General features: G+C 65.8%; 13 protein-coding genes. 5 read left to right on the top strand and 8 right to left on the bottom strand.

Translation table 11 applies throughout. The annotated features are described in order from the left end of the window. Positions 1-36: 36 nt before the first annotated feature. Together LDB26_RS01400 and LDB26_RS01395 are read right to left on the bottom strand one after the other, a co-directional pair. Positions 37-618 carry a TIGR00730 family Rossman fold protein gene (locus LDB26_RS01400; RefSeq protein ID WP_062063214.1) on the bottom strand — a complete coding sequence of 194 codons (582 nt, stop codon included), beginning with the start codon at positions 616-618 and terminating at the stop codon, positions 37-39. Then, positions 615-2,096 (bottom strand): phytoene desaturase, encoded by a 1,482-nt coding sequence (locus tag LDB26_RS01395; RefSeq protein WP_257539953.1) that lies wholly within the window; start codon positions 2,094-2,096, stop codon positions 615-617. Before LDB26_RS01395 ends, LDB26_RS01400 begins: the two co-directional genes overlap by 4 nt. A gap of 157 nt (positions 2,097-2,253) precedes the next feature. Between LDB26_RS01395 and LDB26_RS01390 the strand changes: the two genes are divergently transcribed. Together LDB26_RS01390 and dmeF are read left to right on the top strand one after the other, a co-directional pair. Beyond that, positions 2,254-2,526: a metal/formaldehyde-sensitive transcriptional repressor gene (locus tag LDB26_RS01390; protein WP_021245083.1), complete on the top strand. Its 273-nt coding sequence runs from the start codon at positions 2,254-2,256 to the stop codon at positions 2,524-2,526. Next, positions 2,523-3,593: a CDF family Co(II)/Ni(II) efflux transporter DmeF gene (gene dmeF / locus LDB26_RS01385; RefSeq protein ID WP_257539950.1), complete on the top strand. Its 1,071-nt coding sequence runs from the start codon at positions 2,523-2,525 to the stop codon at positions 3,591-3,593. Before LDB26_RS01390 ends, dmeF begins: the two co-directional genes overlap by 4 nt. An 830-nt stretch (positions 3,594-4,423) precedes the next feature. Here the strand turns inward: dmeF and LDB26_RS01380 are convergent. The 4 genes from LDB26_RS01380 to LDB26_RS01365 all read right to left on the bottom strand — a co-directional run bounded on the left by LDB26_RS01380 (position 4,424) and on the right by LDB26_RS01365 (position 8,209). Then, entirely contained in the window at positions 4,424-5,608 is a 1,185-nt protein-coding gene (locus LDB26_RS01380; protein WP_257539948.1) for an NAD(P)/FAD-dependent oxidoreductase, read from the bottom strand. An 8-nt stretch (positions 5,609-5,616) separates the two neighbouring features. Then, on the bottom strand, positions 5,617-6,045 hold the full coding sequence (locus LDB26_RS01375; protein WP_257539946.1) for a TIGR01244 family sulfur transferase: 429 nt from the start codon (positions 6,043-6,045) through the stop codon (positions 5,617-5,619). Between the two features lie 61 nt (positions 6,046-6,106). After that, positions 6,107-7,879, bottom strand: coding sequence for a DNA helicase RecQ (gene recQ, locus LDB26_RS01370; RefSeq protein ID WP_257539944.1), 1,773 nt, complete (start codon positions 7,877-7,879; stop codon positions 6,107-6,109). Positions 7,880-7,888: 9 nt separating this feature from the next. Further along, positions 7,889-8,209 (bottom strand): hypothetical protein, encoded by a 321-nt coding sequence (locus tag LDB26_RS01365; protein WP_257539942.1) that lies wholly within the window; start codon positions 8,207-8,209, stop codon positions 7,889-7,891. Between the two features lie 127 nt (positions 8,210-8,336). On the opposite strand from LDB26_RS01365, the gene LDB26_RS01360 reads away from it, so the two are divergent. Beyond that, positions 8,337-9,464 (top strand): serine hydrolase, encoded by a 1,128-nt coding sequence (locus LDB26_RS01360; protein ID WP_257539940.1) that lies wholly within the window; start codon positions 8,337-8,339, stop codon positions 9,462-9,464. Here LDB26_RS01360 and LDB26_RS01355 read toward each other — a convergent pair. Continuing rightward, on the bottom strand, positions 9,461-10,246 hold the full coding sequence (locus LDB26_RS01355) for a PhzF family phenazine biosynthesis protein (RefSeq protein ID WP_257539938.1): 786 nt from the start codon (positions 10,244-10,246) through the stop codon (positions 9,461-9,463). The genes LDB26_RS01360 and LDB26_RS01355 overlap by 4 nt on opposite strands. A 311-nt stretch (positions 10,247-10,557) precedes the next feature. Between LDB26_RS01355 and LDB26_RS01350 the strand changes: the two genes are divergently transcribed. Together LDB26_RS01350 and rarD are read left to right on the top strand one after the other, a co-directional pair. Beyond that, on the top strand, positions 10,558-10,779 hold the full coding sequence (locus tag LDB26_RS01350) for a hypothetical protein (RefSeq protein ID WP_257542219.1): 222 nt from the start codon (positions 10,558-10,560) through the stop codon (positions 10,777-10,779). Beyond that, positions 10,776-11,687: an EamA family transporter RarD gene (gene rarD / locus LDB26_RS01345; RefSeq protein ID WP_257539936.1), complete on the top strand. Its 912-nt coding sequence runs from the start codon at positions 10,776-10,778 to the stop codon at positions 11,685-11,687. The genes LDB26_RS01350 and rarD overlap by 4 nt, the downstream gene beginning before the upstream one ends. Here rarD and LDB26_RS01340 read toward each other — a convergent pair. Beyond that, a complete protein-coding gene (locus LDB26_RS01340) occupies positions 11,684-13,015 on the bottom strand; it encodes a dihydroorotase (protein WP_257539933.1) in 1,332 nt (443 codons plus the stop codon). The two genes, rarD and LDB26_RS01340, sit on opposite strands and share 4 nt — an antisense overlap. Between the last annotated feature and the right edge of the window lie 40 nt (positions 13,016-13,055).

Here is a 13,055-nt window from a genome sequence, read left to right as displayed (position 1 = left end):
GTCCCATTTTTATGCGGGACACGCCGGTGAGGGCAATTAAAGCTGGGTCGATTTCATCGCGAAGATGGGTTCGTGCGGCTGGTAGCTCGCCATCCTGTCCAGCAATATATCCAGCTCGCTGGCATGAATGAGAATGTCCGCATGGCCATGGCGGATGAATCCCACCTCCACCATCTGGCGATAGAAGGCGATCAACGGATCGTAAAAGCCGTTCATGTTGAACAGCCCGACCGGCTTGGCATGATAGCCAAGCTGCGCCCAACTGATCGCCTCCCATAGTTCATCCATCGTGCCAACGCCGCCGGGCAGCGTCACGAAGCCATCGGACAGATCGGTGAACATCGCCTTGCGCTGATGCATCGTCTGGACGATGTGCAATTGTGTGCAACCGCGATGAGCGACTTCAGCGCTGACCAGCGCCTCGGGGATCACCCCGATCACTTCGCCGCCCGCTTCGAGCGCGGCATCCGCCACGGCGCCCATCAGGCCCAATCGCCCACCTCCGTAGACAATGCCGATTCCCCGCTTTGCCAGGTCGTGCCCGACCTGCCGTGCCGCTTCGACAAAAGCCGGGTCGGCGGGCGTAGCCGAGCCGCAATAGATGGCCAATCTCTTCACGCCAGGTCTTTCAACATTAGGGCAGCGGTCGCCTTTGCTCCGGTCACCACGCCGGGGATGCCCGCGCCCGGATGTGTGCCCGCGCCCACCAGATAGAGGTTGGGAATGACATCATCGTGATTGTGCGGCCGGAACCAGGCATTCTGCGTCAACAGCGGTTCCAGGCTGAAAGCGCTGCCGCAATGGGTGGAAAGATCGCGCGCGAAATCGGCTGGCGTATAATGGAACTGCGTGACGATACGGGAACGGATGTCCGGTATCAACCGATGCTGGACTTCATCCAATATCCGATCTGCATAAGCAGGCGCGAAGCGATCCCAGTCGATCGGCAGTTTGCCCATATGGGGCACCGGCGTCATGACGGAGAAAGTCGAATAGCCCTCTGGCGCCAGCGACGGATCGGTGACGGTGGCATGTTGCAGATATAGGGCGAAATCCTGCGGCAGGATGCCATAATCGAAAATGTCCTTGAGCCACGCTTCATAACGCGGACCGAACAACATCATATGATGCGGAATGCCCGGCCAGCTTCCCCTGATCCCGAAATGCAGCACGAACATTCCGGGCGACCAGCGCTTGCGGGCGATCCTGTCAGCCTGCTTCGCGCCACGCGGATGATGGCCCAGCAGATCGCGATAGCTGTGCACCAGATCGGCATTGCTGGCGACGGCCTCCGCCTCACCATGCCAGTCCGAGGCGGTCCGCACGCCGACCGCCCGGTCGCCATGCACCTCGATCTGCACAACCCTGTCGCCCAGACGCAGCACACCGCCCAGACGCTCGAAATGTGTCGCCATGCCCTGCACGAGCCGGTTGGTTCCGCCCTGGGCGAACCAGACGCCGCCCTGCTTCTCCAGCTTGTGGATCAGGCTGTTGATTCCGCTGGCCGTCGTCGGATTGCCGCCGATCATCAGCACGCGCCATGATAGCGCCTGCCGCAACCGTTCATCCTTCACATAAGACGAAACGACGGAAGAGACGGAGCGCCACGCCTGATTGCGGGCCAGCATGGGTGCGGCCCGGACCATTGAGGCGAAGTCGGGAAAGGTTTCGCAGCCTAGCCGCCGCCATGCTTCTTCATATATATCGTCGGCATGGTCGAGGAATCGCTCATAGCCCGCGACATCGGGCGGGCTGAGTTTCGCGATCTGGGTACGCAGCGCGCCCTCCCCGCCCGCGCAGTCGAACTGGGTGCCGTCCGGCCAGTTCAGGCGGTAAAAGGGATCGACGGGGAGCAGCGTCACATCTTCGGCCATGTCATGCCCGGACAGGCGCCACAGTTCCGCCAGCGAGGCCGGGTCGGTGATGGCGGTCGGACCGGCGTCGAAGGTGAAGCCGTCCCTTTCCCACATATAGGCGCAGCCGCCGGGGCGGTCGCGAGCTTCCACCAGCGTGGTTTCGATCCCCGCGGACTGGAGGCGGATGGCGAGCGCCAGACCGCCAAAGCCCGCGCCTATGACAATGGCCTTCCTGTTCATCAGGCGATGGGGCTGGGCAAGGGAAGCATGGCGCCTCTTATGGGCATGGGGGAGGGAGGGCACAAGATGCCGATGAGGGGTGGAGGCAAAAGCAAGAGAGAGGTGGCGAAGGGAAAGGGGTTGGCACGATCTCCTATATAGTATAGGGGGGTATCCTATGCATATTGTTGCCGATCAGGAAAAGCTGCTGGCGCGGGTCCGGCGGATCGCGGGGCAGGTTCAGGCCGTGGAGCGCCAGCTCATGGGCGATGCGGGCTGTTCGGAGACGTTGCAGCTTGTCGCATCCGTGCGCGGCGCGGTGGGCAGCCTGATGGAAGAACTGATCGAACAGCATATGCGCGAGCATGTGGCGCGCCCCGGCCTGACCGATATGGAGAGGCAGGCAGCAGCCGAAGAAATGCTCGCGCTGATCCGGCGATACGGGAAATGACGATGCACGACGATCACGGCCCCTCTCACCATGGCCACCCTCATCATGGGCATGACCATCGCCATGGACAGGGCCATGGGGACACGCACAAGCAGGCACATGGTCAGGCACTGGGGCAGGCACGGGTGCAGGCCGGGGCGGCGGACGATTTCCCGCCGCCGCCCGACGATCTGGAGGAACTGCATTATTTCGATCATATCTACCTGAGCGCGGGGCATGACCGCAATGCGAAGCGGACGCTGTGGGTGGTCTGGCTCACCGCCGCGACCATGGTGGTGGAAATCGTCTTTGGATGGATCACCGGGTCCATGGCGCTGCTGGCGGACGGGTTCCACATGGCGACGCATGCGGGCGCGCTGGCGGTGGCGGCGGCGGCCTATGCCTACGCCCGCAAACATGCGCGCAATCCGCGCTTCACCTTCGGCACGGGGAAGGTCGGCGACCTGTCGGGCTTTGCCTCCGCGCTGCTGCTGGGCGTGACGGCGCTGTTCATCGCGGTCGAATCGGGGATGCGCCTGTTCGAGCCGGTGAACGTCCGGTTCGGGGAGGCGACGCTGGTCGCGGTGATCGGCCTTGCCATCAACCTGCTGAGCGCCCTGCTGCTGGGCCACGACCATAGCCATGACGGGCAGGAACATGGTGGCCATGACCACAAGCACGGCCATGCCGACAATAATCTGCGCGCCGCCTATGTGCATGTGCTGACCGATGCGCTGACGTCGGTGCTGGCGATCATGGCGCTGCTGGCGGGGCGCTATCTTGGCTGGTGGTGGATGGACCCGGCGGTCGGCCTGCTGGGCGCGGTGGTGATCGCGCGCTGGGCCTGGGGCCTCATGAAGGACACGTCGGCGATCCTGCTGGACACGGCCGAACCGGCGCTGATGGCGCGGGTGCGGAGCCTTGCCGAAGCGGAAGGCGCGACGATCCGCGACCTGCATGTCTGGCGCGTCGGCCCCCATGCCCATGCGGCGATCATCAGCCTGACGCCCGGCGCGAACATCGCGGCGGTGCGCGCGAAGGTCGGCGCGCTGCCGGGGATGGAGCATGTGACGGTGGAGACGGTGTGAGGTTTATGGCCGAGAGGCGGTGACGGCTACGCTGCTTTGGATCAGGCGGCTGTGGGGTTTGCGGAAGGCCGGCTTTCAGTGGCAGATATAGCTGAATCGGACATACGCCCGTTTATTTCGGAGCCTTGCCACAGTGAGATACGCTATCTTTTTTGCAGGCATTTTCGCGACCTTCTTTTTCATGCTGCATCCCACCAAGGAAACAGACGAGGCTAAGTATCGCCATGCTCAGCAGGCATATGATGCGGCCCTCCATGGTTCGGTGAATACACTTTCCAATGTCAATTTTTATCGGAGGTGGAGGCGCCGCGGCGGACCAACTTCTATCTTTTATCGGCCAGGAGGGCGCGACGCCGATATCCGCTGCATCAGGTGCCCGCTATATGGGCGAAAATCCCTCTCCCAAATTGGTGAACTAGATTTCGTTACCTTGCCAAGTGGCGGTAAGATCGCGGTTGAGATGCGATCCGTATCAGGCGAAATTCTTATGTCCCGGAAGGCATCATTGCAGGCGATACGTTCCGTTAGAGACATATATGGCGATACTTTAAAATCATCCACTTCGCGAAACCGGCGAAATATCTCACTCCTGGCTCTTGAGTTTTTTTTCGCTCTCGTTCTCACAGGCATATATGCCCTCTATAGGTTATCAAACCGCGCTTCCACGCGTTCGAATACTTAAATGGCTAGCTGGGCATCATGACACTAAAGCCGTCACATCCGGGCGTCTGCAAACGGTGAGTTGATCTCAGATTGGCGGCAAGAAATGACCGCAAACAAACGCGCATGTCCGTATCAAGCGATACGCCATTTTCCGCCGCGAACCGATTCTACACCGCCTGCCCCGCCGCCCAGCCGCTGGCCCAGGCCCATTGGAAATTATAGCCGCCCAGCCAGCCGGTGACGTCCACCGCCTCTCCGATCGCGTAGAGGCCGGGCATCTTGCGCGCCTCCATGGTGCGGGAGGACAGGCCGTCGGTGGCGATGCCGCCGGAGGTGACTTCGGCCTTGGCATAGCCTTCGGTGCCGTTGGGGGTGAAGGACCAGCGGGCGAGGCGGCGCTCCGCCTCCGCCAGCTTGCGGTCGGGGAGGTTGGCGAGGTCGCCGGAGAGAGCAAGGCGTTCGCCCAGCGCATCGGCAAGGCGGTCGGGCAGATGGGCGCGCAGGCTCTGGGCGAGCGTGGCGCGGGGCTTGTGGCGCTTGGCTTCGATCAGCCAGCCGTCCGGCCGATCGGGCAGGAAATCGAGCGCGATGGCCTCCCCGTGCCGCCAATAGGAGGAAATCTGGAGGATCGCCGGGCCGGACAGGCCCCGATGGGTGAGCAGGGCGGCCTCGCGAAAGGCGGTCTTGCCGCTGTGGGCGATCACCTCGGTCGAGACGCCGGAGAGGGAGCGGAACAGCACATCCTCGCCGCCCAGCGTGAGGGGGACGAGCGCGGGGCGCGGCTCCACGACCTTGAGGCCGAAGCGGCGGGCAAGGTCATAGGCGAAGCCGGTCGCGCCCATTTTCGGGATGGAGGGGCCGCCGGTCGCGATCACCAGCGCGGGGGCGGCGGCCGTTCGGGCGCCATGGGTGACGCGATATCGGGCGTCGGCATGGTCTATGGCGGTGATGGGGTGGTCGACGCGGATGTCGACGCCGCCCGCCGCGCATTCGTCCAGCAGCATCGCCACCACCTGCCGCGCGGAGCCGTCGCAGAATAGCTGGCCCAGCGTCTTTTCGTGCCAGGCGATCCTGTGGCGTTCGATGAGGGCGAGGAAATCGGACGGGGTGTAGCGGCCCAGCGCCGACTTGGCGAAATGGGGATTGGCGGAGATATAGCGGTCCGGCGCGGTGTGGATGTTGGTGAAGTTGCAGCGGCCGCCGCCGGAGATGACGATCTTCCTGCCCGCTTCGGGCGCGTGATCGATCAGCAGCACGCGCCTGCCCCGCTGGCCCGCGGTGGCGGCGCATAGCAGCCCGGCCCCGCCCGCGCCGAGGACGATCACGTCATAATGGGTGTCGCTTTGGGGCAATCGGCGGGTCAGTTCGCGGCGAGCGCGTCCATGATCTGGAGCACCGGCGTCACGTCATAGCCCGCATTGGCGGCCTGTTCGGTGAGGGCGGCGGGGTGGTCGCCCGCGCGGGCGCGGGTCAGCGCCCAAAGCAGCGTGCTGCGCGTGCCGGAGCGGCAATAAGCGAGGATCTTGCCTTCGCCCGCCTGCGCGAGGGCGGCGGCCATACCGTCAAGCTGCCACGGGGCGAAGCCGCCATGGGCGACGGGGACGGCGGCGTAGGCGATGCCGGCGGCCTTGGCGGCGGCTTCGATCTCCGCGCCGTTCACCTGGCCCGGCTCCTCGTCATCGGGGCGGTTGTTGATGATGACGGTCACGCCCTGCGCCCTGGCCTGTTCGACATCCGCCACGCTGATCTGCGGCGAAACGAGAATGCTGGGGGTAAGCTGGCGGAACATCGGCGGGACTCCTTTGCGGCCTTCCTTGCGCTTTGGGGCTGCGGGATTCAAGAGGGAAGGATCAGGCGAAGGGTCGGATGGCGGCCAGGAAGGCGTCGCCATAGGCGTCGAGCTTGCGCTGGCCGACGCCGCTGATGTGGCCAAGTTCGGCCAGGGTGGTGGGGCGCTGCTCCGCCATTTCGCGCAGGGTGGAATCGTGGAAGATGACATAGGGCGGCACGCCCGCTTCCTGCGCCAGTTCGCGGCGGCAGGCGCGCAGGGCGTCGAACAGCGGATCGCCCACCGGGTTGGCTTCGCTGCCGTTGCGGGCGTTGCGCTTGCGGCGTTCGCGGCGCGGGGGGAGGATGATGCGGACTTCTTCCTCGCCGCGCAGGATGGGGCGGGCGTTGGGGCCGAGCATCAGGCCGCCATGCTCGGTGGTTTCGAGCGCGTCGCGGACCAGCAAGGCGCGGGAGACGGGGCGGAGGAGCGCCGTCTCATCCCCCTCGACGATGCCGTAGACGGAAATCCTGTCATGGCCGCGCTCGCGGATTTTGTCCGTCGCCGCGCCCGTCAGGACCGATTCGATATGGCCCGCGCCGAAGCTCTGGCCGGTGCGGTAGACGGCGGAGAGGAATTTCTGCGCGGTCTGGGTCGCGTCGATGCTGGCGGGCGGGCTCATGCAATTGTCGCAATTGCCGCAGGTCGCGGGTGGGCTTTCGCCGAAATGGCGGAGCAGGATGGCGCGGCGGCAGGTGCCGGTTTCGACCAGCGCGCCCAGCGCCGCGATGCGGGCGCGCTCGCCCTGCTGGCGGGTGGGATCGAGTTCGGCGATGCGCTGGCGGGCGCGGGCGAAATCCTCCGCGCCCCAATAGAGATGCGCCTGCGCCGGTTCGCCGTCGCGGCCTGCGCGGCCCGATTCCTGATAATAGCCCTCGATCGATTTAGGCAGGCCTGCATGGGCGACGAAGCGCACGTCGGGCTTGTCGATGCCCATGCCGAAGGCGATGGTGGCGACCATCACCATGTCCTCGCTGGCGATGAAGGCGGCCTGGTTGGCGGCGCGGACCTGCGGGTCGAGGCCAGCGTGATAGACGCGGACGGCGCGCCCGGTCCTGGCGAGGCCGTCGGCCAGCTTCTCCGTCGCCGCGCGGGTGGGGGCGTAGACGATGCCGGGGCCGGGATTGGCGGCGGCGAGATCGGCCAACTGGCGCGGCAGGCCGTCGCGGGCGTGGACGGCGTATCGGATATTGGGACGGTCGAAACCCGCGATGATCATGCCTTCGCGCGGGATGCCGAGTTGGACGAGGATGTCTTCCCGCGTGTGCGCGTCGGCGGTGGCGGTGAGCGCGAGGCGGGGAACCGCGGCGAACTCGTCCAGCAGCGGGCGCAGCAGGCGATAGTCGGGGCGGAAATCATGGCCCCATTCGGAGACGCAATGCGCTTCGTCTATGGCGAAGAGGGCGATCTTCGCCAAACGGAGCAGGCTGCGGAAGCCTTCGCCGCTGGCGCGTTCGGGGGCGACGTAGAGCAGGTCGAGATCGCCGCCCCGAAGCCGCTCCTGCGTCTCGCGCCAGTCCGTATCGACGCTGGTGAGGCTGGCGGCGCGGATGCCGACCGCCTGCGCGGCGCGAAGCTGGTCGTGCATGAGGGCGATCAGCGGGGATATGACGACGCAGCAGCCCTCCAGCGCGACGGAGGGCAATTGATAGCAGAGCGACTTGCCCGCGCCGGTCGGCATGATGGCGAGCGTAGCCTGCCCGTCCATGACACGGCCCACCACCTGTTCCTGCACCCCGCGAAAGCCGGGAAAGCCGAATATGTCGTGCAGCAGCGTGGGGATGTCGGGACGCATGGAGACGCCTTAGCGGACGGGGTCGAGCAGGCAACCCCAGCCGGGACGATAGCGGGCGGTGCGCGTCGCGATGAGCGGCACGCTGGCGCTGACGGCGCGCGCATCGGGATGGTCGGTGAGCGCCACCATGCCCGTGCCCGGTTCCTTGTCGCCCTGACAGCTTGGCATGTCGCGCCGCTCAACATAGCGGCAGGAGCAGGCGACGCGCGCGCCATAGGCCGCGCCCAGCGCCGCGCGGGCGTTCAGGGACCGCCAATTCCACGCCAGCAGGGCGAGCAGGACCGCGATGAGGCCCCCCAACCCGTAAATCCATTTGCGGCGCGCGGACATGCTCCCCTTTCCCAAAAACCGTGCAGAGCATTTTCGAGCCACCCATTCATGGGCGGCGACCCGGAAAATGCGGCAAACAAAAATCAGAGCGTTTTCACCGGAAGGGAAAACGCTCTATGCGCGGCTTATGAAGCTCCGTGGGATAAGCGTAAAGCGCCTTGGCGCAGGGGTGGCCTTTTTGTCGCTGATCGGCGTGGCGGGGGCGTGGGCCGTGCGCGCGCAGAACGCCGTCGCGCCGGTCTATAGCGTCGCCAGCGACGACGATGTGAGCGAGGCCATGATCCGATCCGCCGTCGATCCGCTGTTCGAGGATGGCGCGATGGGCGAGACGCGGGCGCTGGTGGTGATGCACCGGGGGCGGATCGTCGCGGAACGCTATGCGCCCGGGTTCGGGCCGGAGACGAAGCTGCTGTCCTGGTCCATCGCCAAGAGCGTGACGGCGGTGCTGGTCGGCCTGATGGTGTCGGACGGACGGCTGGGCATCGATTCGCCGGTGCCGGTCGAGGCATGGGGCCAGCCGGGCGATCCGCGCGGACGAATCACGCTGCGCCAGTTGCTGACCATGACGTCGGGCCTTGACCATGTGGAGGAAATGAAGCCGATCGAGCGCGGCGACACGCCCCGGATGCTGTTCACCGACGGGGCGCAGGACATGGCCGCCTATGCCGAGGCGAAGCCGCTGGCCCATGCGCCCGGTTCGGCCTTTTCCTACAGCACCGGCAGCACGACGATATTGTCGGAACTGATGGCGCAGATGCTGACCAACAGCCGCGATCCCGACGCGCGGCGGCGGGCGATGCAGACATTCATCGACGGCAGGCTGAAGGCGCCCGCGCGGCTGAAGAGCCTGACCGTCGAATATGACCCGGCGGGAACGATGATCGGCGGCAGCTTCCTGCACATGACGGCGCGGGATTATGCGCGCTTCGGGGAATTGCTCCGCAACCATGGCCGGGGCGTGGGCGGGCACCAGATCGTGCCGGAAAAATGGATCGACTTCATGCGCCGCCCTTCGCCGCGCAATCCGGCCTATGGCGCGCATCTGTGGATCAACCGGGCGAGCGAGGAAAGCCCGCTGATGCCGGGGATCGCGCCCGACAGCCTGTTCGGCTGCGTCGGGCATAACGGACAATATATCCTCGTGTCGCCGGGGCAGAAGCTGACCGTGGTGCGGATCGGCATGTCGCCGCGCACGCAGCAGCGGGAGGCGTTGAAGGCGGGGCTGGCCAGGCTGATCGGCCTGTTTCCGGGTTAGAGGGAAAAGCGGCCCTCTATCACCGTGCGGCACGCGCCGGTCAGGATCACGCGGTCGCCCTCCAGCGCGCAGCCGATGCGACCGCCACGCGCCGACGCCTGATGAGCGCTGATCCGATTTCGGCCCAGCCGATTTGCCCAGAAGGGGGTGAGCAGGCCATGCGCCGATCCGGTGACGGGATCTTCATCGACGCCGCCGCCGGGGACGAATACGCGGCTGACGATGTCGCTTTCCTCACCCGCTGCCGTGGCGATCAGCATGATGTCGCCCAATGCCCTGAGGCGCGCGAAATCGGGGGAGAGCGCCCGAACGGCGGCGGCATCGGGGAAGAGGAACAGGCTGTAGCCACCCTCGCGCCAGTGACTTTCGAGCGGCGCGCCGCCAAGGCCCGCCGCCAGATCAGGCAGCGGGCGCGGCTCCATGGTCCATGCCGGCAGCGACAGCGCATAGCCCTGCTCCGTCCGCGACACGGTGAGTATGCCGGCATGGCGCGTGCGGAAGCGGACGCTGTCCCGCTCCATCAGCACATGGCCGCTCGCCAGCGTGGCATGGCCGCATAGCTTCACCTCGACCGCCGGGGTGAACCAGCGCAGGGCATAATCGGCATCCGGATCGTCGGGCGTCGGCACGGTGAAGGCGGTTTCAGACAGGTTGTTTTCCGCGGCGATAGCTTGCAGCACATCGTGGGCAAGCCATTGGCCGAGCGGCATCACCGCGGCGGGATTGCCGGTGAAGGGCGCATCGGCAAAGGCATCGACCTGAACGAAAGGCAGGCTGGTCATGGGTTTCTCCTTGTCGCGCCCGTTTGCCCGGTTGGCGCGCGAGGGGACAGGGCCGGCCGTCAGGGATTGGCTTTTCCCGAGCGGGCGCGGAGAGAATCTATGGTTGAGATGGGCGGGGAACGGAGGGTCTGCTATTCCCATCTCCGTTCGCCCTGAGGTGGGGTGGCGGCTATTGGCCGCTTTCGGTCATCGCCAAGCCTGGTGTTTACAAGCGGCGTGATGCCCGATTCTCTCGGCGATCAGGCCAGTTGCGTTGTAATGGCATGGCCGGGGCGCTTGCCCTGACGCGGCGGAAGGGCCATTTGACGGCCATGCTCAACATTCTGTCAGCCCTGATCGGCCTTGTCACCCTGATCCTGATGATCCCCGCCGTGCTGCCCCTGCTGGGCGCGCTGAACTGGATATTGGTGCCGATGGCGCTGGTCGGTGCGTTCATCGGCATGCTTTCGTCCAAAAATGGTGGACGCAATTTCTGCCTGATCGTCGCGGCCTTCGGCGCTCTGCGGCTATTCATGGGCGGCGGGTTGCTTTGAACGCCGGCCAGCAGCCGGCCGATGAGATACGCAGCGGCCTGCTGGCGGCGCTGGCGGCTTATGGCCTGTGGGGCCTGCTTCCCATCTTCTTCAAGCTGCTTCACCATGTCGGCCCGTTCGAACTGGTGGCGCAGCGGGTCATCTGGTCGCTGGTCCTGATTCTGATATTGCTGGCGGCGCGCCGGGCGCTCGGTCCGCTGTGGGCGGCGCTTTCGACGCCGCGCCTGCTGCTGCCGCTCACGGCCAGTTCGCTCTTCATCGCGATCAACTGGACGACCTATATCTGGGCGGTCAACGACGATCATGTGATCGCCGCGAGCCTGGGCTATTTCCTCAACCCGCTTGTCAATGTCGCGCTGGGCGTGCTGGTGCTCAAGGAAAGGCTGCGGCGGGGGCAGATGCTGGCGATCGGCGTGGCCGCCATCGGCGTCGCGATCATGGCGGCGGCGGCGCTGACGACGCTCTGGATCAGCATCATGCTGGCGCTTTCCTTCGCCTTTTATGGGCTGGTCCGCAAGCTGACGCCGGTTGCGCCGATGGCGGGCCTTGGCGCGGAAACGCTGATCCTGACGCCCGTTGCGCTCGCCTATCTCGGCTGGCTTTCGGGGCATGGTGGGCTGGCGTTCGGTCAGGACAACTTCACCACCGTCATGCTGGTGGTGAGCGGCGCGATGACGACGGTGCCGCTGGTGCTGTTCGCCGTGGCCGCGCATCGCCTGCCCATGGCGACGCTGGGCCTGCTGCAATTCGTCGCGCCGTTATTGCAGTTCCTGTGCGGCGTGCTGCTGTTCGGCGAGACGCTGAGCCATGGCCAGATAGTGAGCTTCGCGCTGATCTGGCTGGGCCTCATCCTGTTCGCCAGCGACAGCATGGCCGCCGCCCGCCGTAACCGGCCGGCGACGGCTTAGGAAAATTCCGTCGCTTCGAAACGGACCGGCTCGCCCACGGCTTCGTTGGCGAGGGCGTCTTCCCACATCACGCGATGGCCGCGAATGATCGTCCCGACCGCCTTGCCGGTGAGGTCCATGCCCTCGAAAGGCGACCAGTCGCAGCGCGAGGCGAGCCAGTCGCTCCCGACCGTCCACCGTTTCTTGAGGTCGACCACGGTGAAGTCGGCGTCATAGCCGAGCGCGATCCGGCCCTTGCCCACCAGCCCGAACACGCGCTGCGGTCCGGAAGAAGTGAGTTCGATGAAGCGACGCAGCGTGAGCCGCCCCTCCGCCACATGGTTGAGCAGCAGCGGCACGAGCGTCTGAACGCCCGGCATCCCGCTGGGCGAGGCGGGATAGACCTTCGCTTTTTCCTCAATGGTATGGGGCGCATGGTCGCTGCCCAGCACATCGGGCACGCCCTGATTGAGCCAGCGCCAGAGACCCTCGCGGTGCGCGCCGGACCGGATCGGCGGGTTCATCTGGGCATGGGTGCCAAGGCGCGGATAGGCATCCTCCGCCGCCAGCGTCAGATGCTGCGGCGTCACCTCGCAGGTCGCGATGTCCTTGTTCTGGCCGATATATTCCAGTTCGGCGGGCGTCGTCACATGCAATATGTGGATGCGCCGCCGCGCCTTGCGGGCAAGGGCGATGATGCGCTTCGTGGCGATCATCGCGCTTTCATCGTCGCGCCAGACGGGATGGGAGGACGGATCGCCCTCGACGCGCAGATCCTTGCGGGCATTCATCCGCGCCTCGTCCTCGGCATGGATGGCGACGCGGCGCCAGCCGCTCGCCAGCACGCGGGAAAGCGCATCGTCGTCGTCCACCAGCAGGCTGCCGGTCGATGCGCCCATGAAGATCTTCACCCCCGCCGTGCCGGGGATGCGCTCCAGTTCCTTCAATTGCTCGGCATTGTCCGCCGTCGCGCCGACATAGAAGGCATGGTCGCACCACATGCGATGATGGGCGCGAGCCAGCTTGTCGCGCACCCGGTCCTCGCTGTCGGTATTGGGATTGGTGTTGGGCATTTCGAACACGGCCGTGACGCCGCCCAACACCGCCGCGCGGCTGCCCGATTCGAGGTCTTCCTTATATTCCAGGCCCGGCTCGCGGAAATGCACCTGGCTGTCGATGCAGCCGGGCAGCACGTCCAGCCCCGCGCAGTCGATCACCTCGCCCGCGTCGCCCAGCGACGTGCCGATGGCGGCGATCCGCCCGCCCCGCACGCCCACATCCACGCTTTCCGCGCCGCCCGGCGTATGCACGGTGCCGTTCTTGAGGATCAGGTCGAAAGTCTGGGGCATGGCGTGATTCCGTTCCATGAAGTCCATGAGGTCGGGCCTT

The sequence above is a fragment of the Sphingobium sp. CFD-1 genome (genome assembly GCF_024611115.1).
GTDB lineage: Bacteria > Pseudomonadota > Alphaproteobacteria > Sphingomonadales > Sphingomonadaceae > Sphingobium > Sphingobium baderi_A.
The sequence above is the reverse complement of the archived record's forward strand: the minus strand, read 5'-3'. Positions and strand labels throughout refer to the sequence as shown.